The organism is Collinsella aerofaciens (assembly GCF_015552075.1).
GTDB lineage: Bacteria > Actinomycetota > Coriobacteriia > Coriobacteriales > Coriobacteriaceae > Collinsella > Collinsella aerofaciens_Y.
In genome coordinates, this window is record NZ_JADNDZ010000113.1 from 1 (window position 1) to 24,163 (window position 24,163).

Below are 24,163 nucleotides of genomic sequence, written 5' to 3' on the forward strand. Positions count from 1 at the left end.
AGAGCGCTTGACTGGCAGTCAAGAGGTCAGGGGTTCGATCCCCCTCGTCTCCACCCGAGCATTGAATGAGGCTCCAACGGAAGTTGGGGCCTTTTTTCATATAGGCACACAAGGTCAAAGGCGGCACCATGATCCTCCTGGTCGACAAGATCGAAAAAAGCTTCGGCGCGCGCGTCCTCTTTAGTGGCGCGTCCTTCCAGATCAACCCCGGCGAGCGCTTCGCGCTCGTGGGACCCAACGGCGCTGGCAAAACCACCATGCTCAAGATCATCATGGGCATCGACAGCCCAGACGCTGGCCAGGTCCAGTACGCAAAGGACTGCCAGGTGGGCTACCTCGAGCAGGAAACCAACCTAGAGCACAAGGACACCACTATCCTCGCCGAGGTCATGGCCGCCGCCAAGGAAATCCGCCGCATGGGCGAGCGCGCTAACGAGCTGCAGGCCCAGATCACCGAGCTCTCCGAGCAGGGCAAGGACGTCGACGCCCTCCTCAACGAGTACGGCCAGGTCCAGGACCGCTTTGAGCACCTGGGCGGCTACGAACTCGAGAGCAACGCCCGCAAGATCCTGTCCGGCCTGGGCTTTAAGGTCACCGACTTTGAGCGCCCGTGCTCCGAGTTCTCGGGCGGCTGGCAGATGCGTATTGCGCTGGCAAAGCTCTTCCTGCGCCATCCCGACCTGCTGCTTCTGGACGAGCCCACCAACCACCTGGACCTCGAGAGCGTCCAGTGGCTGCGCGGCTTTATCGCCAACTACGACGGCGCCGTACTCATTGTCAGCCACGACCGCGCTTTCATGGACGCCTGCGTCGACCACGTCGCCGCGCTCGAGAACCGCCGCGTAACCACCTACACCGGCAACTACAGCAGCTACCTCAAGCAGCGCGAGGACAACCTGGAGCAGATGCGCGCCAAGCGCGCCGCCCAGGAGCGCGACATCGCCCATATGCAGGTCTTCGTTGACAAGTTCCGCTACAAGCCCACCAAGGCTGCCCAGGCCCAGGAGCGCATCCGCAAGATCGAGCAGATCAAAAAGGAGCTCGTCATCCTGCCCGAGGGCCACAAGCACATCGACTTTAAGTTCCCCGATCCGCCGCGCTCCGGCGACATGGTCGTGGGGCTCGAGGGCGTCTCCAAGTCCTACGGCGAAAAGCACATCTACAGCGACATCGACCTCAAGCTCTACCGCGGCGAGCACGTGGCACTCGTCGGCCCCAACGGCGCCGGCAAGTCCACGCTCATGAAGATTATCGCCGGACTGGAGCCGCCCACCACCGGCACCCGCGATCTAGGCACCAACGTGGGCGTAGCCTACTACGCCCAGCACGCACTCGAGGGCATGACCGAGTCCAATACCGTCCTGCAAGAGATCGACACCGTCACGCCCAAGTGGACCGTGCCGCAGCAGCGCAGCCTGCTGGGCGCCTTCCTGTTTAGCGACAATGACTCCATCGAGAAGCAGGTCCGCGTCCTTTCCGGCGGAGAAAAAGCGCGTCTGGCCCTGGCCAAGATGCTCGTGGCCCCCGAGGCGCTCCTGTGCCTGGACGAGCCCACCAACCACCTGGACATCGACTCGGTGGATATGCTCGAGAACGCCCTGCAAAACTTCCCCGGCACCATCGTGCTGATCAGCCACGACGAGCACCTGGTGCGCGCCGTGGCCAACCGCGTGATCGACATCCGTGACGGCAAGGTCACGGTCTACGACGGCGACTACGACTACTACCTCTACAAGCGCGAGGACCTCGCCGCCCGCGCCGCCGCCGAGGCGGCAGGGGAGAGTGCGCCGGGCACGGCCAAGTCCACCAAGGTCACCGCGGCACAGCCCGATGCGCCCACCGCCGCTTCCAAGCCTGCCGAGGGCAAAAAGACCAAGGAGCAGAAGCGCGCCGAGGCTCAGGCCCGCGCAGCGCTCAACAAAAAACTCAAGGGCGTGCGTAACCAGCTCAAGAAGATCGAGACGGAGCTCGACAAAAAGCGCGCCCGCTATGACGAGCTTATGGAATTGATGGCCAGCGAAGAGCTTTATGCCGATCAAGACAAGTTCAACGCCGCGCTGGGGGAATATAACGGCCTTAAGCAAGAGCTGCCCAAGCTCGAGGACGAATGGTTGGAGCTTTCCACCCAGATCGAAGAGGAGACTGCGCGTGAACTCTCGTAAGGCCGCTGCCGTGGCGATGAGCATCATCGCCATCGCCTGTCGCATCTGCGGCATCTTTATGAGCGCGATGACCGTGCTGCTCTGTTTTAGCGGCCTCACCGCCAAGCTGCAGATCGTCGGCTTTGTCGTCGAGCTTTCGCGCGCACTGCCGAGCGCCATCGCCGGCTATGGCGTCATCACGTCGCCCTTTGGCGGCGTGTTCCGCCTGGATTACGCCATCGTCGCCGTGATCCTGTTTGTGATCGACTACCTGCTCACGCGCGCCTCGCGCCGCGTCCGCTAGGGGAGCGCTATGTCCAGCAGCTACCTCATGAACCTACTCGCCAGCGCTGTCGCCGTTATTGTTGGCATCGTCATCCACGAGAGCGCGCACGCCGCCGCGGCCTGGGCACTCGGAGATAAGACGGCCCGTTCGCGCGGCCGCGTCTCGCTCAACCCGCTCAACCACATCGACCCGTTTGGCACCATCATCCTGCCGCTGCTCATGCTTGCCGCCGGCGGCCCGGTGTTCGCCTTCGCCAAGCCCGTGCCGGTCTACCTCAACAACCTCAAACACCCCAAGCGCGACGAGGTTCTGGTGAGCGTGGCCGGCCCCGCGTCGAACATCGTCCTCGCGTGCCTCGCGGCCGCCCTCATGCACGCGGCATATGGCAGCCTCTATACCGGCATGTCCTTTGCCCTGGCGTCACAGATCATGAACTTCGGCGCCACGTTTATCGTGGTCAACCTGTCACTCGCGTTCTTCAACCTCATCCCGATCCCGCCGCTCGATGGCTCTTCGATCATCGTGCCGTTCCTCAAAGGCAAGGCGCTCAACAACTACTATCACCTGCAGCAATACGCCATGCCCATCCTCATCATTGTGCTGTACCTGCTGCCCATGTGGACCGGCATCGACGTGATCGGCCGCTATTTCGACGTTACCGTGTATCCGCTTGCTGAGCAGCTGCTCAACTTCGCAATCGCCGGCATCTAAGGTAAACTTACAGGTCGACCGTGCAAAACGGTCGCAACATGCACCCAAACCGCGCCGCGAAGGCGCCGTCAAAGGAGGTCGAAAATGTCGTATCGCGTGTCGACGCAGGTCTACAGCGGACCGTTCGACCTGCTGCTGCAGCTGGTAACACGCCAAAAAGTAGATATCGGCGCTATCTCCATCAGCGAGGTGGCCGAGCAGTACCTTGCCGAGGCCGAACGCATCGAGGCACTGGACCTGGACGTGGCGAGCGACTTTTTGCTGGTCGCAGCAACCCTTTTGGACATCAAGGCCGCCTCTCTGGTGCCGCAGGAGGCCCCGCGCAAAGTCGATGACGACGATGACGAGTTCGACGAAGACCTCGAGGAGCTCAGCACGCTCGACGGCGACGCCTTGCGCGAGGTTCTGATCCAGCGCCTGATTGCCTACAAGCAGTTTAAAGGCGCGGCTGCGGCCCTTGGCGCGCGGATGCAGGCCGAGAGCCGCATGCATCCGCGCGTGGCCGGCCCCGACCCCGAGTTCCTAGGCCTTATGCCCGACTATCTGGCTGGCATCACCCTGCGCGGCCTGGCCGTTATCTGTGCCGACCTGGACGGCAAGCGCCAGACCTTCTTGCTGGAAGCCGAGCACGTGGCGCCGCATCGCGTGCCGCTCGACCTGACCGTGGCCTCAGTCGACCGCTTTACCATGGCACACCAAACCTGCACCTTCCGCGAGCTGCTGGACGGCGACGCCACCACCGAGCAGCTCGTCGTCACCTTTTTGGCCATGCTGGAGCTCGCCAAGCGCGGCTCGCTCACGCTGAGCCAGGACGAGATCTTCGGAACCATCTGCATCAATCGAGTCGAGGGCGCCGAGGCATACGTGCCCGGCGAGGGCCCCGATCTCACCGAATAGGAGCCGCAACCATGTCAACCCTTTCCACGCTGGAGGCAAACAGCCTCAAAGGCGCCCTCGAGGCGCTGTTGCTGGTGTCGAGCGACCCGGTGAGCGCGCCCGCGCTGGCAGGTGCGCTGGATATCGCCCCGGGCGAATGCGCGTCGCTGCTCGCCGAGCTCAAGGTTGAGTACGAGGAGGCCAACCGCGGCTTTCAGCTGCGCGAGGTCGCCGGCGGCTGGCGCCTGTTTACGCATCCCGCCTATCACGACGTGGTCGAGGCCTACGTGCTGAGCTGGGACACGCAAAAACTGTCGCAGGCGGCGCTCGAGACCTTGGCCGTGATCGCCTACCACCAGCCCGTGACGCGCGAGGTGGTCAAGGGCATCCGCGGCGTCAATTCCGACGGCGTCATCGCGTCGCTCGTGGACAAAGGTCTGGTGCGCGAGCTCGGACGCGACCCTCAGCGCGGTCAAGCCATCATCTACGGCACGACCAACGCCTTCTTGGAAAAGTTCGGTCTGCGCTCCACCCGCGATCTGCCCGATCTGGAGCAGTTTGCCCCCGACGAGCAGTCGCGTCAGTTTATCCGCGAGCGCCTGAGCGGCCGCAGCATTCAGTCCACGCTCGAGGAGCAGGCCGAGGACCTGGACGAAGAGCGCGAACTGCTCGATACCGATGTTGAAGATGTTGAGGCAGTCGAGAACTTGGAAACTCTGGTCGTCGACGAGACCTCGGAGGATTTGCATGACGAGGACTAACGAAGTAGGGGAGACGCGCGCCATGGGCAACGCAGCACCCGCCACCGACGCCCAGCCCGTCTATCCGCACACCATGCGCCTGCAGCGCTTTTTGGCGCGCGCGGGCGTGGCGAGCCGCCGTGGCTCGGAGGACCTGATGACCGCCGGCCGCGTGACCGTCAACGGCGAGGTCGCGACCGAACTGGGCACCAAGGTCGATGTCGACCGCGACCATATCGAGGTCGACGGCATGCCCGTCAAGCTCAACCAGGGCGCCGTGTACTTGATGCTCTACAAGCCGACCGGCTACCTCACCACCATGAGCGACCCGCATGAGCGCCCTTGCGTGGCCGACCTGGTCCCCCGCGATCGCTTTCCGGGACTTTTCCCGGTGGGCCGCCTGGACCGCGACACCACAGGCCTTTTGCTCTTTACCACCGACGGCGACCTGTCGCAGGACCTGCTGCACCCCAGCAAGCATGTCTATAAGACCTACCAAGCACTCGTGGACGGGCAGCTGACCGACCGCGATCTAGACCCGCTCCGCCGTGGCATCGAGCTCGACGACGGTCTGTGCCAGCCGGCGATCTGCCGCGTCATCAACGCACGCGAGGCAGAGGCCGTGGCACCACAAGGCGTAAAGCCCGGCACCACCGCCGTGGAGGTCATCATCCGCGAGGGCCGCAAAAACCAGGTCAAGCGCATGTTGAGCAAGATTCACCATCCGGTAATCCGTCTGCATCGCTGCAACTTTGCCGGCCTTGAGCTCAAGGGCGTGGCCAAGGGCTCGTGGCGCGAGCTCACCGACCGCGAGGTGCAGATCCTCAAGGCCGGCGGCATCCCGCCCAAGCAGGCGAGCGCCAAGCGCAACGGCGGCAAGCCCCAAGACACGCCCGCCAGCCGCATGCGTCACCACGGCAGCCACGGCTCCGCACCCAAGCGCAACACCTACCGCGAGCGCTACACAGGCTAGGCAACCCGCCGCGCCCCAGCGCCCGCGAACCATACCAGCACGTCAACCATCGAAAGGAAGCATTGCATGATCGTCGCCATCGACGGCCCTGCCGGTTCCGGCAAGTCCACCATCGCCAAGGAGATCGCCCGCCAACTGGGCTTTAACAAGCTCGATACGGGCGCCATGTATCGTGCCGTCACCTTCGCCGCGCTCGACCGCGGTATCGACCTGGACGACGAGGCGGCCATCGACGCCCTCGCCGAGCAGATCGAGATTCGCTTTACCAACGGTACCGGCGAGGACACGCGCCTGACCATTGACGGCCAGGACGCTTCGGCCGCCATTCGTACCCCGCAGGTCGACGCCAACGTGTCCAAAATCTCGGCCTACCCAGGCGTACGCGCCGCCATGCTCATTCACCAGCGCCGCGCCGCCGAGGACCGCGACATCGTTGCCGAGGGTCGCGACATCGGCACCGTCGTGTTCCCCAACGCGCAGGTCAAGGTGTTTCTAACCGCCGACCCGCGCGAGCGCGCCCGCCGCCGCGTGCTGCAGCGTCACCAAAACGACGCCCAGCCGCTTACTGCCGAGCAGCTCGAGGCCGAGGTCGACGAGACTCTCGACGCCCTTAAGCAGCGCGACAAGCTTGACAGCAGCCGCGAGGTCGCCCCGCTCGTGCCCGCCGAGGACGCCGTGCACGTCGACTCCACCGCCCATACCATCGACGAGGTCGTCCGCATTATCGAGGACCTCATCAACCAAAGGAGGTAGCCCATGCGCCTGTTTAAGCAGACGCCCGAGGACTATTACAACGCCCCCTACGCAGAGTTCCCAGCGCTCATTCGCGGCACCGTCGTCGTAGTCATGGCCATCCTTTGGGCCTTCTCCAAGCTCATGTGGCGTTGGAAGGTCGAAGATGCCGATCTGCTGTTTGAGCGCCAGGACGGCCGCGGCAGCGTGGTCATCTGCAACCACACCTCGATGGCTGAGCTCTTGGCCGTGGAGACGGCGCTGTTCTTTGGCGGCCGCCGCATTCGCCCCATCTTTAAGTCCGAGTTCGCCAAGAGCAAGATCGTACGCTGGGCCTTTAGTCGTGTTGGCGGTATTCCCGTCGAGCGCGGCACCGCCGACATGAAGTGTCTGCGTGCCGCCCAGCATGCGCTGCAGCGCGGCGAGGACGTTTTGATCTTCCCCGAGGGCACGCGCATCCGCTCGCGCGAGATCAAGCCCGAGGTCCATGGCGGCTTTGCGCTCATCGCCCAGATGGGCAAGGCGCCCGTCAACCCGCTCGCCATCTGTGGCTGGTCCGACATCACGCCCGCGGGCAAAAAGCTCATGCGTCCCAAGAAGTGCTGGATCCGCGCCGGCAAGGCCATCTCGCTTTCCGACGCACCGGCCGGGCTTAAGCGAACGGAGCGCCTGGAATGGTTTGAGTCCGAGGCCATGAACCGCGTCTACTCCATGCGAGACGATCTGTGCGCCGAGCATCCGGGCAGGTTCTAGCCATGAACGAGAACGTGACGAACACCGCCGCGACTGCATTCGACCAGGCAACCGCGCCTACCATCGAGATCGCCGCCCACGCCGGCACTTGCTATGGCGTACAGCGTGCGCTCGATATGGCGCTGGCCGCTGCACCGCAGGCAGGGGAGTGCACTCAGGTCCATACCTTGGGTCCGCTCATCCATAACCCCATCGTGGTACGTGAGCTTGCTGAGGCAGGCGTCGGTCTGGCAGAGACCCTGGACGACGCCGCATCGGGCACCGTGATCATCCGCGCCCACGGTGTGGTACCGCAGGTGATCGATGCCGCTCGCGGGCGCGGCCTTACCGTGGTCGACGCCACCTGCCCCTACGTAAAGAAGGTCCATGTTGCCGCGGAGCGCCTGGTGCGTGAGGGCTATCGCGTGGTGGTCGTAGGCGAGCCGGGCCACCCCGAAGTCGAGGGCATCCTGGGCCACGCCGGCGATGATGCGCAGGTCGTAAGCTGTGCCGCCGATGCGGATGCGCTGCCGCTCAAGGGCAAGGTGGGCCTCGTTGTACAGACCACCCAGACCGCACAGAACCTCGCCGAGGTCGTGGCAGCTATCACCCCGCGTGTGCAGGAACTGCGCGTGATCAACACCATCTGCGCCGCCACGAGCGAGCGCCAGCAGGCCGCCGCCGCACTTGCCAACCGCTGCGACTGCATGGTCGTCGTGGGCGGCAAAAACTCCGGCAACACCCGCCGTCTGGCGCAGATCTGCGCTGACGCCTGCGAGCGCACGCATCATATCGAGGAGGCAAGTGAGCTCGAAGCCGCATGGTTTGCCGACGCTCACCACATCGGCATCACCGCCGGAGCCTCCACCCCGCAAGAACACATCGAGCGCGCCGTCGCGCGCATCAAGGAGCTTTGCCGCTAATCATGGACCAGACCGTACCCGCATACGCCGCCGAGGTGGCCGATTACGGGCGCAGCCGCGACCCCGAGCCGGGTGAGGGCGCGCTCGTAAAGAGCGTGCGTCCCGAATCGCCCGCGTGGGATGTGGGCATCGAGCCGGGCATGCGCGTGCTCACGGTCAACGGCGAGGCGCTCACCGACATGATCGTGTGGCTCTGGGAGGCCGACGACGACACCGTCGACCTCGAGGTTTTCGACCCGCGCGACAACAGCGTCACCCCCGTCGAACTCGACCGCTTCCCGGGAGAGGACTGGGGTCTTGAGTTCGATGGTCCCATCTTCGATGGCATGCGCACCTGTGTGAACGCCTGCGTGTTCTGCTTTATGACCATGCTGCCCAAGGGCGGCCGCTCAACGCTCTATATTCGCGATGACGACTACCGCCTGAGCTTTTTGCAGGGCAACTTTGTCACGCTCACGAACCTCACCGACGAAGATGTTCAAAACGTCATCCATCGCAACATGAGCCCCATGAACGTGTCGGTCCATGCCGTGAGCCCCGACGTCCGCCGCCGCATGATGGGCCGCAACGCCCAGCGCGGCATGGACGTGCTCGAGGCCATCATGGCCGCCGGCATCGAAATTCACGCGCAGATCGTACTGTGCCCCGGCATGAACGACGGCGAGGAGCTGGAAAAAACCCTGCGCTTTTGCGAGGAGCACGAGCAAATCACGAGCCTGGGCATTGTGCCGCTCGGTTTTACCAAGCATCAGAACCGTTTTAGCTGGTCCTATAGCGACAAGCCCGAGCTAGCGCGCGAGACCATTGCCATGATCCGTCCCTACCAGGATCGTGCCTACGAGCGCTTTGGCCGCCACACCTTCCAGATGAGCGATGAGTTCTATCTGGACGCCGGCATAGAGCCTCCCGAGGCGGACTTTTACGACGGCTACCCGCAGTACTACGACGGCATCGGCATGATCCGCTCGTATCTGGATGAGACCGACGACGTGCTTGCCGCCGACGCCGAGCGTCTGGCCCGCGTCCGCGCTGGCATCGCCGAGCGCAACCAACGCCTCCTGTGTCTCTCCGGTGCCAGCGCGCGCGATACGGTGGCACGTTTTGTGGATTCGCCGCACGGCCTTGCCGGCTCCGTCACCGCCATCAAGAACCGCTACTTTGGCGGCAACGTGGACGTGACCGGCCTCATCGTCGCGAGCGATATCCTGGAGCAGCTGCCGCAAGACCTGTCGGGGGTTATGCTCTTTGTGCCTAAGCTCATGTTCAACGCTGACGGCATGACGCTTGACGAGTATCATCGTGACGATTTACTCGCAAGCCTTACCAGTCGCGGCGCCGAGGTTCATGTGGTGTCGACCATGCCGCATGAGCTGCTCGATACCCTGGAGCATATCCTTGGCATTGTGCCCGCCGACTCTAACATTTCCACTGACCCTACCCATTAAAGGAGTGCAGATGAAACCTATCGTCGCCGTCGTCGGACGCCCCAACGTGGGCAAGTCCACGCTCGTTAACCGCCTGGCCCAGACCTCGGACGCCATCGTCCATGAGTCCCGCGGCGTCACGCGCGACCGCTCGTACCACACGGCCGATTGGAACGGCCGCGAGTTCACCATCGTCGACACGGGCGGCATCGAGCCGCTCAAGAGCGACGACGTCTTTGCCACGTCCATCCGCGACCAGGCCCTCGCCGCCGCCGAGGAAGCCGCCGTCATCCTGTTTGTGGTCGACGGCCGCACCGGCGTCACCGAGGAGGACGAGTCGGTCGCTCGCATGCTCAAGCGCTGCGACAAGCCGGTCTTTCTGCTGGTGAACAAGCTCGACAACCCCGATCGCGAGAACGACAGCATCTGGGAGTTCTATTCGCTCGGCATCGGTGAGCCCACGCCGCTCTCGGCCCTGCATGGCCATGGCACGGGCGACCTGCTCGACGATATCGTGGCCCTGCTTCCGGAGGAAGAGGACGAGGTCGCCGATGAGTTCCCTGATGCGCTGAACGTCGCTATCATCGGCCGCCCCAATGCCGGTAAGTCGTCGCTGTTCAACCGCATTCTGGGCGCCGACCGTTCTATCGTGTCCAACATTGCCGGCACGACGCGCGACGCCATCGATACCGTCGTGGAGCGCAACGGCAAGCACTACCGCATGGTCGACACCGCGGGTATTCGCAAGAAGAGCACCGTGTACGAGAACATCGAGTACTACTCGATGGTCCGCGGCCTGCGCGCCATCGATCGCGCCGACGTGGCACTGCTCGTCGTCGATGCCTCCGTGGGCGTCACCGAGCAGGACCAGAAGGTCATGGGCTTGGCCATCGAGCGTGGCTGCGCCACCGTGGTGCTGCTCAACAAGTGGGACCTGCTCGATGACGACCGCAAGCGCGAGGCCTGCATGGAGACCGTCGACCGCCGTCTGGGCGTCATGGCTCCCTGGGCCCAGTACCTGCGCATCTCTGCCCTCACTGGCCGCAGCGTCGAGAAGATCTGGGCGATGGTCGACGCCGCCGAAAAGACGCGCTCGCAAAAGATCAGCACCTCGCGCCTCAACACGTTCCTCACCGACCTGCGCGAGTTCGGTCATACCGTGGTGGACGGCAAGCGCCGCCTGCGTATGCACTACGTGACCCAGACGGGCGTCAACCCGCCGACGTTCACGTTCTTCGTCAACCACAGCGATCTGGTCAACGACACCTACCAGCGCTACGTGGAGAACCGCATGCGCTCGACCTTCGACTTTGCCGGCACACCCATTCGACTCTTCTTTAGGAAGAAGGAGCAAAAGGATGCATAATCCGATTCTGCTGACCGCCATCTGCGCCGTGGTCTCGTTCTTTATCGGGGCGATTCCGTTTGGCTTTATCCTGGGCCGCGTGTTCAACCACACCGACATTCGCAAGGCGGGCTCCGGCAACATCGGCACCACCAACGCGCTGCGCGTGGCCGGCCCCAAGGTCGCGGCGCTCACGCTGCTGCTCGACTGCCTGAAGGGCGCCATCTGCGTCCTTATCGCGCGTCCGTTCATCGCGAGCGTGGGCTATGGCTTCCCCGTGAGCATCATGGCTCCCGGTGCCGCCGGCGACTGGATGCTCGGCGTCATCTGCCTGGCGGCCGTATGGGGCCATATCTTCTCGCCCTACCTCAACTTCCATGGCGGCAAGGGCATCGCGGTCGGTCTGGGCGTAATCCTCGCATGGTACTGGCCCATTGGGCTTTCGCTGCTGGGCATGTTTATCGTGGCCGTCGCCATCACCAAGTTTGTGTCGGTGGGCTCGCTTGCCGCCGCCATCGGTCTTCCCATCGCTGCCTGCGCGGTCTTTCCGTACAGCAGCCTGGGACTCAAGTTTTGCATGGCGATGATCGGCATCACCGTGGTGTGGGCCCATCGCGCGAACATTAAAAGGCTCATGATCGGTAAGGAGTCCAAGCTCTCGTTTACCAAGCGCGTCACCGAGCCCGACGATAAGTAGGAGAGAGTCATGAATGTTGCGCTAATTGGCTCTGGCTCCTGGGGAACCGCCGTCGCCGGCCTTGCCGCCGCGCGAGCCGAGCGCGTGACCATGTGGGCCCATGGCAAGCAGACGGCCGCCGGCATCAACGGCGAGCACCGCAACCCGCGCTATCTGGTGGACTACGTGCTGCCGGAAAACGTTGTCGCTACGACGGACCTGGCCCAGGCGCTTGACGGCGCCGAGGCCATCATCTTTGCCGTGCCCTCCACGCACCTTCGCAGCGTGTGCCACCAGGCAGCACCCTTCATCGCCGCCGGCACCCCGGTGCTCTGCCTCACCAAGGGCATTGAGCCTGAGTCCGGCCTGCTCATGAGCGAGGTCATCGCCAGCGAGATCGGCAACGAGTCGCGCGTGGCGGCGCTCTCGGGCCCCAACCATGCCGAGGAGATCTGCCGCGGAGGTCTTTCTGCCGCCGTCATCGCCAGCGAAGATCCGCAGATAGGGGAGACCTTTAAGGACCTACTCCTGTCCACGGCCTTCCGCATCTATCTGTCGCAAGACATGACCGGCGTTGAGGTTTGCGGCGCCATGAAAAACGTCATCGCCATCGTGTGCGGCATTTCCGCCGGCTCCGGCGCAGGCGACAACACGCTCGCCCTCATCATGACGCGCGGCCTGGCCGAGATCAGCCGCCTGGTGCACGCCCGCGGCGGTCATGCCATGACCTGCATGGGACTTGCCGGCATGGGCGACCTCATTGCCACCTGTACCTCGGAGCATTCGCGCAACCGCACTTTTGGCTACGAGTTTGCCCACGGCGTTTCGCTCGACGAGTACCAGACGCGCACGCATATGGTTGTCGAGGGCGCCGTCGCGGCCCGCAGCGTCAGCGAACTTGCCCGTTCACTGGGTGTAGACATTCCGCTCACCTTTGCCGTGGAGCAAACGCTCTACAACGGTGTTACTTTGGATAGGGCGCTCGAGATTCTTACCGACCGCGTACCCTCCCAAGAGTTCTACGGACTCACCGACTAGCGCAGAAAGGCTTCTACCATGGGTTCCATCAAAATCGCTCCGTCCGTCCTCTCGGCCGACATGGCCAACCTCAAGGGCGAACTCGACAAGATCGCCGGCGCCGACTACGTGCACTTCGACGTTATGGACGGTCACTTTACCGGCAACCTCACCTTTGGCGTCGACATCCTCAAGGCCGTCAAGCGCTCCACCGATGTACCGGTCGACGCGCACCTGATGGTGTCGAACCCCGATGAGACGGTCGATTGGTACGCCGACGCCGGTGCCGACATGATCACCGTGCACTACGAGGCTTCCACGCACCTGCACCGCACGCTCACCCATCTGCAACAGCGCGGCGTCAAGGCCGGCGTGGTGCTCAACCCCGCCACGCCCGTCTGCGTGCTCGAGAGCATTATCGACGTTGTCGACATGGTGCTGCTCATGAGCGTGAACCCGGGCTTTGGCGGCCAGAGCTTTATCCCCGGTACCATCGCTAAACTCCACGAGCTCAAGGCCATGTGCGAGCGTCACGGCGTTTCGCCCCTCATCGAGGTCGACGGTGGCATTTCTTCCAAGAACATTGCCGAGGTCGTCAAGGCCGGCGCCAACGTGCTCGTGGCCGGTTCTGCCATATTTAAGTCCGAAGATCCCGCTGCCGAGGTTGCGCTGCTGCAGAAGCTGGGCAACGAGGCTGCACAGGAGGCATAAAACCTTATGACCGCAGGTCAAAATCGCATACCCGTGAATCTTGACTATGCCGCCTCGACGCCCATGCGCGCCGAGGCGCGCCTTGCGCAGCGCGAGTACGACGACAGCGAGCTTGCCGGCGTCAACCCCAACTCGCTGCATTCGCTCGGCCGCAAGGCCGCTGCACGCCTGGAAGTGGCGCGTCGCGAGATTGCCCGCAGCTTTGGCGCGCGCGTTCGCCCGTCCGAGATTGTTTTGACCAACGGCGGCACCGAAGCCAACCAGCTGGCGCTGCTCGGTCTTGCCGAGGGCGCTCGTCAGCGCGATCGCAAGCGTAACCGCGTGATCGTATCTGCCATCGAGCACGATTCGATTCTGGACAACCTGCCGCTGCTGCGTGCTGCCGGCTTTACCGTCGACCTGGTGCAGCCCTGCCGTGCAGGTTATATTGAGCCTGCCGCGCTGAGCGACTTGCTCGGCGACGACGTGGCGCTCGTGAGCATCATGGTTGCCAACAACGAGACCGGCGTGGTGCAGCCCATCCGCGAGCTGACCGCGGCCGCGCATACCGCGGGCGCTCTGTTCCACACCGATGCCATCCAGGGCTATCTGCACATCCCGCTCGATGCCGCCGAGCTGAGCGTCGATGCTATGACCGTTGCCGCGCACAAGATCGGCGGCCCCGTGGCATCCGGCGCACTCTACCTTAAGAACCGCACGCCGCTGCGTCCGCGCATCTTTGGCGGTGGACAGGAAGCCGGACGTCGTGCCGGCACGCAGGACCTGCGCACGCAGCTGGCCTTTGCCGCTGCCGCCCGCACGTTGGCGCCCCGCGTGGCCCAGGAGCGTACGACGCTGCAAGCTCTTTCCGACAAGCTCTACGCCACGCTTACGGCTCATCCGCGCATTCATGCCACCATGGGCGACTATGCGCATGCCGATCGTCTGCCCGGCATGGTGTCGATCTACATTGACGGCATGGACTCCGAGGAGCTCATCATCAAGCTCGACGCCGCCGGCTTTGAGGTATCGGCAGGCTCGGCGTGCTCGAGCGGCAGTATGGACCCCAGCCACGTTTTGAGCGCGATGGGCATCGGTCGCGAGCAAGCTCTCGGCGCTCTTCGCATCTCGTTCGATGACCGCGTGAACCCAGCCGATCTGGACGACTTTGCCCAAGCGCTGCTGACGATCGTGGGTGCCGCATGATCGTCGCCGAGCTCGAGCGCGCTCTGCTGGCACGCTATCCAAAGACGGACGCCGAGCCCTGGGACCACGTAGGCTTATCCGTGGGCGACCCTGCCACCGAGATTGCCGGCGTGGCCTGCGCACTCGATGCGACCGAAGCCAATGTGCACCGTGCTTTCGAGGCCGGTGTCAACGTGCTGCTGACGCATCATCCTGTCTATATCAAGGCGCCCGAGGCGTTTTGTCCAGCGGATGCCACTCGCCCCCAGTGCAGCGCGGCACTCTATGAGGCGGCCCGTTGCGGCGTGAGCATCATATCGCTCCACACCAACCTGGACCGCTCGAACGAAGCCCGTGTCTGCCTGAGCAAGCTGCTGGGTGCCGCACTCGTGAGCTCACTGGAGCACGTGGACGACCCCGAGGCAACCGGCCTGGGCGCGCTTGCAATGCTCAACGACCCGTGCACGCTGCGCGATCTTGCCACCCGTGCTGCCACGGCCTTCGGCAGCGACCCGCGTGTGTGGGGCGAAGCCGATCGCCCGTGCCGCACCGTCGCTATTTTGGGCGGCTCCCTGGGCGACTTTGGAGAGCTCGCCATCGCCGCGGGCGCGGACGTTGTCGTGACGGGCGAGGCGGGATACCACGTGGCGCAGGACCTCGCTCTGCGCGGTCTGGGCGTCATCTTGCTCGGCCACGACCGCTCCGAGGAGCCGTTCGTTGATATATTGATGAACTCTGCAGTTGACGCCGGGGTCAACCCCCGTCATGCGATTAAAATACTGAACCCTTGCCAATGGTGGACTGTGACAAAAGGAGAGAACTTATGAGCGCCGGCGCTACGCTACTCAAGCTGCAACAGATCGATTTGGAGCTCGCCCGCAACAAGAGCGAACTTGCCAATATGCCGGAGCTCAAGGAGCTCGCTTCCAAGCGTAAGACCTACGTTAAGCTCAAAGCCGAGATGACCAAGCTCTACGCCCAGCGCAAGGACCTGGACATTGAGCTCGACGATCTCAACACCACCGAGATTCAGACCAACAACGCCATTGAGGCTGCCAAGAAGCGCCACGTTGACGGCTCCGACTACCGCGAGGTACAGGACCTGGAAAACGAGCTCGCCACCCTGGCCAAGCGCCTGGACAAGATTGAGCACACGCGCAAGGATGTCGTTGTCGCCCATAAGGAGGCGCTCGACCGCGAGACCCGCGCACAGGCAATTATCGCCAAGTTCGAGGAGGGCGTGAAGGCCGATACCAAGGCCGCCCGCACTAAGGCTGCCGACCTGCAGGCTCAGATTGACGCCGCCACTAAGGAACGCACCGCGCTTGCCGCCACGCTGCCGGCCGACGTGTTCACCGACTACGAGCGTCTGCTCAAGCAGTTCCGCGGCCTGGCCGTCGAGACCATCCAGGGCAACATCCCCACAGTCTGCCACACCGCGCTGCAGGCATCGTCCATGAGCGACCTCAACCACGACGGTAGCGAGATTACGCACTGCCCGTACTGCCACCGCCTCCTGGTACTCCCGAGCAAGGAAGCTTAAACGATGGCGGCATCCAACAATTCAATGCAACTTGAGGGAAAAACGATCCTGCTGGGCATTACCGGCGGGATCGCCGCCTATAAGTCGTGCAATATCGTGCGCCTGCTGCAAAAGCGCGGTGCGCGCGTCAAGGTCGTTATGAGCGAGCATGCCACGGAGTTTGTGGGCCCGCTCACCTTCCGTGCGCTCACCAACGAGCCCGTTGCCGTGGGCCTATTCGACGATCCCTCCGACCCCATCCACCACATTTCGCTGGCGCAGGAACCCGACCTGGTGGTCGTGGCGCCCGCGACGGCCAATATCATCGCCAAGATGGCCACCGGCATCGCCGATGACCTTATCTCCACCACGCTGCTTGCAACGCCGCAACCCATCGTGATCGCACCCGCTATGAACAACGGCATGTGGAAGGCGCCGGCGACGCAGGCCAACATGGCCACGCTGCGCGAGCGCGGTGTCCATGTTGTGGGACCCGGCAGCGGCTACCTTGCCTGCGGCGACGTGGACACGGGACGCATGAGCGAGCCCGAGGACATCGTCGAGGCTGTCTGTGAGGTGCTCAAACCCGTGCCTCAGGACCTGGCAGGCAAGCGCGTCGTCATCACTGCCGGCCCCACGCACGAACCAATCGACCCGGTGCGATTCATTGGCAACCGCTCATCAGGCAAGATGGGCATCGCCCTGGCAGGGGAGGCCGCTCGCCGCGGTGCTGCGGTCAAGCTTGTGCTGGGACCGACATCGCTCGATGTCCCCCGCGGCGTGGAGTGCGTGCGCGTGCAGACCGCCGCTGAAATGCTGCAGGCAGCGCTCAGCGCCTTCCAGACGGCCGATGCGGCAATTTGTGCGGCCGCCGTCGCCGACTATACCCCCGCCACCCCTGCGGACCATAAGCTCAAAAAGGCCAACGAACGCCTGGATCGCATCGAGCTGGTCGAAACGGTCGATATTTTGGCCGAGCTCTCGCGCCAGAAGGGCGAGCGGTGCGTAATCGGATTTGCGGCCGAGACCGATAACGTCCTGGAGTACGCACAGCGCAAGCTCACCCGCAAGGGTTGCGATGCCATTATCGCCAACGATGTCTCGCGCGCCGATTCGGGTTTTGGAACCGACACTAACAAGACCTGGATTGTGAGCACAACGGGCACGCAAGAACTTCCCGTGCTAACAAAACCCCAGCTCGCAGATACAATTTTGGACTTGCTTCAAAATTTATAAAAAAGTTCTTGCACAAGTCCAAGGTTTCGGGTTAATATACTCCCTGTTGCGAGCGAGAGCAGAGCAACAAACAAGAGCTTCGGGACGTGGCGCAGCTTGGTAGCGCACTTGACTGGGGGTCAAGGGGTCGCTGGTTCGAATCCAGTCGTCCCGACCAGAAGTTTGCAGGTCAGGCACCTAGTGCCTGACCTTTTTTGTTTTAAGCAATTGCTTAATTTTGATTAAGCAACAGGGTGCCAAAAATCTACCTGCGCGATAATCGCTTTTTGCGGTTACTTGCGCGTTTTGCACGCGCTTGAGCCGATTTATTAACGCGACATGAATCTACATACGCGTAGCTGGTATACAGACGAGTACAGGCTGTATTTATCGCGGCGATTTACGCAGATATGGCGACTGTAACGAACTAGTGTGTCGCTGTATTTATTCCAGCAGTTCACTTGATCTGTGGACAAGTGAGCGGTTACAACAAAACGCCAACCAGGATGGACTCCATACGAGGATGCCGCAAAGGTAATGGCGGGGAAGTGCGGCAGGCGCTCTGAGAGCCGCTGTATGACCCCATTTCTCCTCAACCCGATTACCTGTACAATGAACCTCGAATTGTTTGAGTAATCGCCAAAAGAAAAGCCCTCGCAGGATTGCGGGGGCTTTGCGATGAAAGAGATCAGAAGCAGAAAGCGGGGAGGACATAAAACGAGTCCGTCGCGCTGTAGCTGTAGCAAATACCGCCGCTTTGAACATAGCGAAAGGATGTGGAGCTGCGCGGTCTCACGGAACGAGTCCAGTGGCTATAGCCTGATGCACCGGAATAGTTCGACCCCGTCACGACCTTGGATTTGTAGCACTCGTACTGGATGCCGTCAGATTGCATATCCCCGTATACTTCGGTTGCCGAGAGCAGAAAAACCTTGTCGGTCGTCGCCGAGGGGGCACCGCCCCCGTTACCGCCAACGTTATCGGTTGTCTTTGTGACGGGTTTCACCTTTGACTGGAGCTCGCTGGGCAGGAGCAACCAGAGGTCACCGCTGTTGAGGCGGGTACGGAGCTCGGACTTATCCCAACCACCGGCATTGGTGTCCGTAGCGTTCATTCTCTGGCTACCCAAGGCAGAGTTGGTCGCCTCGAACGTCAAGCCTGCCATGCCGCTACCATCGGCCAAGTCGTCGTGGTTGATGCCGATGATACGGTACTCGAGCGTCTTGCCATTGGTCAGCTTCATCGAGAACTTGGTGCCGGCATCCATGGCGGCCTTGGCCTTGGCGTAGGCGATAGACGATGTACCGTTCTTGGCAATGTCTTTGGCAACCGCCTCCTGCTCGTCGAGGGTCCAGTCCTTCGCGTCCTTGGCGATGGCCACCTGGACGGCCGCGGAATCGGCGCCTGCGGAGCCGCCACCGGACGCGCCTCCCTCGACGCCGCCGACCGTCCCATTGTTCACCGTGTTGCCGACCAGGTTGAACTGGTTTCGGATGGCTCCGGCCACGCCGGGTCCCGCGAACACGATGACCAGGCCGATGACGGCAATGATCAGGACGTACTCGATAATTGATTGCCCTCGGAAGCGGGTCGTTTCAGGAGCGACCCCCCCCCCGAAGGTTAATTGCCGCTGCATGCATATACGGCTCCCTTCACTCGGGGTTTGCAATACGAGCCGAGCGTAGGGCTATTCCAAGTATTTGCAACGGTCTTGCCGCTGCGGCAACGATGACGGCAGGGGAGAAAGTCATGCGCTATTAGCGCGGCTATAACGTCCGCTTCGAATGCCGACCGTATTCATATCGAGGCAGCCATTTCATACCTTCAGAAAGACAACTGAAAGCCGCAAAAAAGCGGGACCCGGCTATAAGCCGAACCCCGCCCAAGAGAAGCCTTTAGAGCCGAGACAGACAACGCGTGTGGACAATCACTCAGCCTCCACCGCCATGCGCACGACCTCTTCCATCGGGTAGCGAGTGCCGCCGTCCCCGTCCAAAGCCTCGTTGTAGGCCTCGATGTCCGCCATGTCCTCAGCCTTCTCGAACGCGGCCCTTCTCACGAACTCGGAAAAGGTCATGCCCGTGGCGTCCGCATGGCCCTGAACCAAGGCCATTTCGCCCTCATCGAACTTGACCGCGATCTCGCGCATCGCCATGGTCGCTCCCGTAAACGCCGTCATCGAAGTGAATCCATTATCCACCCACCGTATACGCCCCGAACTCGAAACACCAAGCAGGATGGACTCTATACGAGGACGCAGCAGAGGTAATGGCGGGGGAGTGCGGCAGGCGCTCTGAGAGCCGCTGTATGACCCCATTTCTCTTCAATCCGACTACCCGTGCCATGAACCTGAAGCCGTTCGTTCGGTCGCCAAAAGAAAGCACGCGCGGGGTAACGCGGGCTTTGCGCTAGACAAGCTAGAAGCACCAGGCGGGGGAGACGCAAAACCAGCCCGGCGCGGAGTTGCTGTCCGACGGATTGCCGCTGCTGTCGACATGGAGGAAGCCCTTCGAGGCGTTCGGAAACACCGAACGCTCCCACCAACCGCTGCCAATGGCAATGGCAGAGTTGGGATTATAGTTCTCCGTCACCTTGCCTTTGAAGGCCTCGTACTGGGTGCCCTCGGAGGAAGTCCAGGGATAGGATGCCCAATAGGAGGTGGGGGGCGATCTCAGAGTAGCTGAGCAGGAACAGCTTGTCCGAGGTAGCCGTCACGGCGGCGTTCTTGTTCTCATCACCGCCCCCGACATTGTTCGATAGCTTTTTGACGGCCTTCACCTTGGACTGGAAATCGGAGGGCATCAGATTCCAGATCTTGCCGGAGTTCATTTTCTGACGGAGTTCAGACTTCTCCCAACCGCCGGCGTTGGTGTCAATCGCGTTCATGGGGGACCAAATGCCCGTCGTGGTGGTGAGGAACGTGAGGCCCGCCTTGCCGCCTGCAGGGTCATCATGATTGATGCCGATAATGCGGTAAGTCAGCGTCTTGCCATCGGTGAGCTTCATCGAGAACTCGGTGCCGGCATCCATCGCGGCCTTCGCCTTGGCGTAGGCGGGCGACGCCTCGCCCTTGGCGGCGATGTCCTCGGCAACTGCCTTCTGCTCACCGAGGGTCCAGTCCTTCGCGTGTCCTTCGCGTCCTTGGCGAGCGCCGCCTGGACGGTCGCGGAACCCGCGCCGTTACCGCTGCCGGAACCGCTCGGTTCCCAAGTCCCACCTGCTGTCCCGTTTACCAATACTCCCGCCACCGTGTTGAACTGGTTCCTGATTGCCGACGAGACCCAAGGGCCGGCTATCATCACAACCAGGACGATAATCGCGATGACCAGAACGTACTCGATGGCTCCTTGGCCTCGGAGGCGGGTATTCCTAGGAGATACCCACCCCCCGAAGGTTAATTGCCGCTGCATGCATATGCGACACTCCCTTCGCATGGGGATTGATATTGCATGCAGAGCGTACGTTAAAGCGAACCGACTAGCCCGTAACGTGCCGCTGAGGCAACGGCGGCACGGGTGCCCGCGCCACATAAACTGCTTGCCGTTTTGTTTCTTCAGACCTACTGCCACGCCTTCGGGAGGATAACGCCGGGGGCGCAGTGATTGAAGTCACTATGATTGGCATAGGTTGGGACATTCCAATCGGAACAGTCGAGGTTTAGATTTTTGCAATAGCTAAACATGCCGAGCATATCCATAACATCTGAGGTCTTCCACCCTGGTCCAAATTTCACGCTTTTCAGCGAACTGTCGGTGGAAAAAAGGAGACGTAAATCGCCGGCTTTCCGCGTCGACCATCCGGAGATGTCAATCTCCTCGACCTTGTAAAGGTTTTTGAGCGCCGAGTCGAATTCGACGACCGAGGACGTATCCCAGCTTGAAATACTGAAGGAAGTCGCATTGCCGCAATACGCGAATGCGTGCTGCAGATTTGTGCAGTTCGACATGTCAAACTTTGCCCGATCAAAGCTCTTGCAGTTCTCCATGTACTGAAAGCGAAATGCCAACGAGTGGATTTCTATGCCATCGTCAATGGCCTTTACGGCCACGATATTATTTCTGTTAGGCCACCAGGGGGCAGTCGTCTTGCCGTCGTTTCCCACGGTCGCGGTGGCGTATCCATTTTCGAACCCCGTATACACCGCCGTCACGCGGCGGCTGTTGAGCATGTCACCGACTCTGGGGACCCCGCGGCGCTTGTAGAACATGAGGCTGTGGTCGTCCTCCGAGTACACGGCGAACGCTATCCCGTGAACGGGGTCCACGATGTCGGCGTCGGTCAACGACCCGTTGCCGCCGCCCGTGCCGCCCGACTCCCAGCTCCCCTTTGAGATTCCGTTGCCGAGCGTCCCCGCCACCGTGTTGAACTGGTTTGTGATCGCCGACGAGACCCACGGTCCCGCGATCAGCACCACCAGGACGATGATCGCGATGATCAGTACGTACTCGACTGTCGACTGCCCCTTCGGGCGGCGGGTAAATCTGGGAGATACCCCCCCCCGAAAGGAATTTCCGCTGCATGCATGTGCGGCTCCTCTCGGATTGCTTTGGCTGATGCTGCAGAGGATAGACGCGATTACTAAGGATGAGTCAACAATGCCGCAGCGGCATTCACACTAAGAGGGTAAGGCGTTCGGAGTGACATCCCGTTCCAAAACGTATACTTGATTTAAGGCGGAGTGGAATGTGGGCGCGCAAGGAGATGCGGAATCGATGAGAGCCTCAAAAAAACTACTGCAGTGTTATCATCTTTCATCCTCTCTATTCTTCCATTTCTGATTCTATGGGCGGCTTGGTCAGTCCTCCCTGATACAATTCCCGCTCATTGGAGTGGGGGTGTGGTTGATCGATGGGGTAATAAGCTTGAATTGCTGGTTGTTCCGCTGTTTTCTCTGATTGGTTCTATTGCAATTTCTGTGTACCTTATTGTTTCCACGCGGCGAAGAGAGTTCGCGGATTTCTCTGCTCGAATGCGACGGGACTTTGTTGCGTGCTATATTTCTAGTCTTCTTTTATCGACAACCTGCTCAGTGATAATTGCCGTTTGGGTTCAGTTGATTCTTACGCAAAGCACTGCGGTTGATGGGGGGCTTGGACTATCGATCTTGTATTCCCTTCCCGGGCTATATGTGATCTTGTGCGCTTTGCCGCCTTTTTATGCGAGCGGCGAGAGCAAAAAGGCAGAGCGCCTGATAACAGTTCTTATTGGCGGCGCGGAGATTGTTCTTTGTGGAATAGTGCTTGAAGGTTCGACTGCCTCTTATGCGATGATTGGACTGATGATTCTGTTCTGTGCGTTTGAGATTGTGTCACAGGCAAGGGATAGCCGGTCCTTATGAGTTGAATTACGCGCGTGCGGATATAAAGGTTGGCATGTTAAGCTGGTCGTTTTCTCGTTCTGGGACATTTGCAGTAGGATGAGTGGGACTAGGCGCGCTGCGGTGTGATGGTGACGGTTGAGACTTGTATCGCTGCAAATCCGCTGATGCACATTTTGCTATTGGGCTTGAAGGTGGGACCTACAGGCCTTTGTTTGGGATGTTCCGGTCGTCCAACACGTGTTGCACGGCTTTATATTGTTACGCTCGTTCGGCGCTCCGTTGGAGCATTTCCGGGTTTGTCGGCATCATGACTTGGCCAAGTGACACGCTTGCCGGGACGGTTGTAACGCCGCGCCGGTTCCGTGTGCTCCTTCGTTGTTGGCCTGTCCAGCCGGGGGCGGATTCGGCCTCATGTTGTGGCGCACGGCCTTCAGGGGCTTCCCCCTGGCGAGTTATGTTCGTCCGTATGGGTAAGGGTCGGGTTGAGCTGACAATCCCGTGTCGGAAGGGGCTTGCACCATGCGCGCGATGACAGAGATTGAGTGGCTGGACGGCCGTATGACGAAGGTGCCGGAGCTCGCCCTGGGCGATGCGCTCGGCGAGAGCGTCCAGGCGGAGCTCGATTTCGGGTTCGACGACGTGTTGAAGGGCCTTTGAGTTGAGGTGCGCCATCATGAGCCGGATGAGGACTCGGACGGCGACCCGCGCGGGAGGGGCTGCGCACTGTACGCGGACTGCCGGTACAGCCTGGTCGAACCGTCGGACCTCGACCGTGTCTTCTGCATCCTTTACGAGGGGCAGCCGAGGGTCCAGCCGCGTCGCGGGGGAGCTCGTGAACCTTTCGCGGGCCTGCGCGTTGTCCTGCCTCATGCTCGGATCTCCCTACCCGCCAGGCGCCCTCGAGGCCCTGGCCGCGTGCGCTCGATACCTCTGCGGCCCGGCTTTCACGTCCGACCTCGCCGCCCACGTCCGCGCGCGGATCCCATCCGGCCTCACGCGCTTGAATATCGAGCTGAGCCCAAACGATGACCCACACCCCATCGGTCTTCATGATGATGCCTCGATGAGCCAGCTCGCCCAGAGCTTTCGATACAGTCGGTTGAGTCGAACAGACTTTTTTTCGAGCTTGTCCTGACGCATGAAAAGACCTTTTGTAAGTTCTTTTCCGTTGGCATCCTTCCTATTAGGCCCTTTGGACGTCTGGAAGGAGCAAATCATGATCAGAATCGCAAGCTGGACGCGATTCTTCGCGACCGCAAATAATGAGTCGTAGGATGGCCTGTTGATTCCACTCAGGATCTCGCTCTTTGCAATCTCATCCTGTCGAACGTCAAGCGCCGCCTCCATCTCGCTAGGCGTCTCGGCCTGATCGGCAACCGATGGAGCGTCCGTGTCTAAAGGCCACGGGAGGCCACGGCCTTTTTGCGGTTTGTAGCTACTTGTACTCATGTTGATCCCTCCGGTGCGAGGCTATCCAACCCAATTGCCGACTGTGCCCATAATATGGTTGATTTCCGATCTCAGCCGAACACATTGAGCGGATAGGCCGTTCCCGCAGTTAGCCGAACGCCCCCGAGGCCCCATTCAGGCCACGGGGCGTCGTTTTCCCAGTTGAAGGAACGGTGGAGATGTGTTTCGATGGGTCCGGTGGCCAT

General features: G+C 61.6%; 25 protein-coding genes and 1 tRNA gene. 21 read left to right on the forward strand and 5 right to left on the reverse strand.

Annotated elements, in window-relative coordinates; translation table 11 throughout:
- The first annotated feature begins 128 nt into the window (after positions 1 to 128).
- The 19 genes from I2D41_RS08675 (at position 129) to I2D41_RS08765 (ending at position 17,366) form a co-directional block, all read left to right on the forward strand.
- The gene (locus I2D41_RS08675; RefSeq protein ID WP_195364243.1) at positions 129 to 2,162 is read left to right on the forward strand and encodes an ABC-F family ATP-binding cassette domain-containing protein; all 2,034 of its coding nucleotides are present in this window, start codon (positions 129 to 131) and stop codon (positions 2,160 to 2,162) included.
- Positions 2,149 to 2,445, forward strand: coding sequence for a hypothetical protein (locus I2D41_RS08680; RefSeq protein WP_168170409.1), 297 nt, complete (start codon positions 2,149 to 2,151; stop codon positions 2,443 to 2,445). Before I2D41_RS08675 ends, I2D41_RS08680 begins: the two co-directional genes overlap by 14 nt.
- Positions 2,446 to 2,454: 9 nt before the next feature.
- Positions 2,455 to 3,138, forward strand: a complete 684-nt coding sequence (locus I2D41_RS08685) for a site-2 protease family protein (protein WP_195364244.1) — start codon at positions 2,455 to 2,457, stop codon at positions 3,136 to 3,138.
- A gap of 84 nt (positions 3,139 to 3,222) precedes the next feature.
- Positions 3,223 to 4,035 carry a segregation and condensation protein A gene (locus I2D41_RS08690; protein ID WP_195364245.1) on the forward strand — a complete coding sequence of 271 codons (813 nt, stop codon included), beginning with the start codon at positions 3,223 to 3,225 and terminating at the stop codon, positions 4,033 to 4,035.
- A gap of 11 nt (positions 4,036 to 4,046) precedes the next feature.
- Complete coding sequence (gene scpB, locus I2D41_RS08695) at positions 4,047 to 4,775, forward strand: SMC-Scp complex subunit ScpB (protein WP_117806923.1); 729 nt, start codon at positions 4,047 to 4,049, stop codon at positions 4,773 to 4,775.
- Positions 4,762 to 5,727 (forward strand): pseudouridine synthase, encoded by a 966-nt coding sequence (locus I2D41_RS08700; RefSeq protein WP_195364246.1) that lies wholly within the window; start codon positions 4,762 to 4,764, stop codon positions 5,725 to 5,727. Before scpB ends, I2D41_RS08700 begins: the two co-directional genes overlap by 14 nt.
- A 66-nt stretch (positions 5,728 to 5,793) precedes the next feature.
- Complete coding sequence (gene cmk / locus I2D41_RS08705; RefSeq protein ID WP_195364247.1) at positions 5,794 to 6,480, forward strand: (d)CMP kinase; 687 nt, start codon at positions 5,794 to 5,796, stop codon at positions 6,478 to 6,480.
- Positions 6,481 to 6,483: 3 nt separating this feature from the next.
- Entirely contained in the window at positions 6,484 to 7,212 is a 729-nt protein-coding gene (locus I2D41_RS08710; RefSeq protein WP_195364248.1) for a lysophospholipid acyltransferase family protein, read from the forward strand.
- A gap of 2 nt (positions 7,213 to 7,214) precedes the next feature.
- Positions 7,215 to 8,114, forward strand: coding sequence for a 4-hydroxy-3-methylbut-2-enyl diphosphate reductase (locus tag I2D41_RS08715; protein ID WP_195364249.1), 900 nt, complete (start codon positions 7,215 to 7,217; stop codon positions 8,112 to 8,114).
- A 2-nt stretch (positions 8,115 to 8,116) separates the two neighbouring features.
- Positions 8,117 to 9,559, forward strand: coding sequence for a DUF512 domain-containing protein (locus I2D41_RS08720; RefSeq protein ID WP_195364250.1), 1,443 nt, complete (start codon positions 8,117 to 8,119; stop codon positions 9,557 to 9,559).
- Between the two features lie 10 nt (positions 9,560 to 9,569).
- Complete coding sequence (der, locus tag I2D41_RS08725) at positions 9,570 to 10,904, forward strand: ribosome biogenesis GTPase Der (protein WP_195364251.1); 1,335 nt, start codon at positions 9,570 to 9,572, stop codon at positions 10,902 to 10,904.
- Entirely contained in the window at positions 10,897 to 11,580 is a 684-nt protein-coding gene (gene plsY, locus I2D41_RS08730) for a glycerol-3-phosphate 1-O-acyltransferase PlsY (RefSeq protein WP_195364252.1), read from the forward strand. The genes der and plsY overlap by 8 nt, the downstream gene beginning before the upstream one ends.
- Before the next feature lie 9 nt (positions 11,581 to 11,589).
- Entirely contained in the window at positions 11,590 to 12,597 is a 1,008-nt protein-coding gene (locus I2D41_RS08735; protein ID WP_195364253.1) for an NAD(P)H-dependent glycerol-3-phosphate dehydrogenase, read from the forward strand.
- A gap of 18 nt (positions 12,598 to 12,615) precedes the next feature.
- Positions 12,616 to 13,287 carry a ribulose-phosphate 3-epimerase gene (rpe, locus tag I2D41_RS08740; protein ID WP_195364254.1) on the forward strand — a complete coding sequence of 224 codons (672 nt, stop codon included), beginning with the start codon at positions 12,616 to 12,618 and terminating at the stop codon, positions 13,285 to 13,287.
- A gap of 6 nt (positions 13,288 to 13,293) precedes the next feature.
- On the forward strand, positions 13,294 to 14,472 hold the full coding sequence (locus tag I2D41_RS08745; protein ID WP_195364255.1) for a cysteine desulfurase family protein: 1,179 nt from the start codon (positions 13,294 to 13,296) through the stop codon (positions 14,470 to 14,472).
- Positions 14,469 to 15,278, forward strand: coding sequence for a Nif3-like dinuclear metal center hexameric protein (locus I2D41_RS08750; protein WP_195364256.1), 810 nt, complete (start codon positions 14,469 to 14,471; stop codon positions 15,276 to 15,278). Before I2D41_RS08745 ends, I2D41_RS08750 begins: the two co-directional genes overlap by 4 nt.
- On the forward strand, positions 15,275 to 15,994 hold the full coding sequence (locus tag I2D41_RS08755; RefSeq protein WP_195364257.1) for a zinc ribbon domain-containing protein: 720 nt from the start codon (positions 15,275 to 15,277) through the stop codon (positions 15,992 to 15,994). The genes I2D41_RS08750 and I2D41_RS08755 overlap by 4 nt, the downstream gene beginning before the upstream one ends.
- Before the next feature lie 3 nt (positions 15,995 to 15,997).
- Positions 15,998 to 17,209 (forward strand): bifunctional phosphopantothenoylcysteine decarboxylase/phosphopantothenate--cysteine ligase CoaBC, encoded by a 1,212-nt coding sequence (gene coaBC, locus I2D41_RS08760; protein ID WP_229042304.1) that lies wholly within the window; start codon positions 15,998 to 16,000, stop codon positions 17,207 to 17,209.
- 80 nt (positions 17,210 to 17,289) lie between these two features.
- Positions 17,290 to 17,366: transfer RNA gene (locus I2D41_RS08765), tRNA-Pro, on the forward strand.
- A 510-nt stretch (positions 17,367 to 17,876) separates the two neighbouring features.
- On the opposite strand, the gene I2D41_RS08770 is transcribed toward I2D41_RS08765, so the two are convergent.
- The 4 genes from I2D41_RS08770 to I2D41_RS08785 form a co-directional block, all read right to left on the reverse strand.
- Positions 17,877 to 18,824, reverse strand: coding sequence for a DUF6273 domain-containing protein (locus tag I2D41_RS08770; RefSeq protein ID WP_195364258.1), 948 nt, complete (start codon positions 18,822 to 18,824; stop codon positions 17,877 to 17,879).
- Positions 18,825 to 19,115: 291 nt separating this feature from the next.
- Positions 19,116 to 19,367 carry a DUF6290 family protein gene (locus tag I2D41_RS08775; protein WP_195364259.1) on the reverse strand — a complete coding sequence of 84 codons (252 nt, stop codon included), beginning with the start codon at positions 19,365 to 19,367 and terminating at the stop codon, positions 19,116 to 19,118.
- Between the two features lie 395 nt (positions 19,368 to 19,762).
- Positions 19,763 to 20,218 (reverse strand): DUF6273 domain-containing protein, encoded by a 456-nt coding sequence (locus I2D41_RS08780; protein WP_195364260.1) that lies wholly within the window; start codon positions 20,216 to 20,218, stop codon positions 19,763 to 19,765.
- 529 nt (positions 20,219 to 20,747) lie between these two features.
- On the reverse strand, positions 20,748 to 21,599 hold the full coding sequence (locus tag I2D41_RS08785; RefSeq protein ID WP_195364261.1) for a BspA family leucine-rich repeat surface protein: 852 nt from the start codon (positions 21,597 to 21,599) through the stop codon (positions 20,748 to 20,750).
- A 327-nt stretch (positions 21,600 to 21,926) separates the two neighbouring features.
- Here I2D41_RS08785 and I2D41_RS08790 point away from each other — a divergent pair, with 327 nt between their 5' ends.
- On the forward strand, positions 21,927 to 22,526 hold the full coding sequence (locus I2D41_RS08790; RefSeq protein ID WP_271741689.1) for a DUF1648 domain-containing protein: 600 nt from the start codon (positions 21,927 to 21,929) through the stop codon (positions 22,524 to 22,526).
- A gap of 501 nt (positions 22,527 to 23,027) precedes the next feature.
- Positions 23,028 to 23,165, forward strand: coding sequence for a hypothetical protein (locus I2D41_RS08795; protein ID WP_195364263.1), 138 nt, complete (start codon positions 23,028 to 23,030; stop codon positions 23,163 to 23,165).
- A 390-nt stretch (positions 23,166 to 23,555) separates the two neighbouring features.
- Here I2D41_RS08795 and I2D41_RS08800 read toward each other — a convergent pair whose 3' ends face one another.
- Positions 23,556 to 23,957, reverse strand: a complete 402-nt coding sequence (locus tag I2D41_RS08800; protein WP_195364264.1) for a hypothetical protein — start codon at positions 23,955 to 23,957, stop codon at positions 23,556 to 23,558.
- Positions 23,958 to 24,163 lie beyond the last annotated feature (206 nt).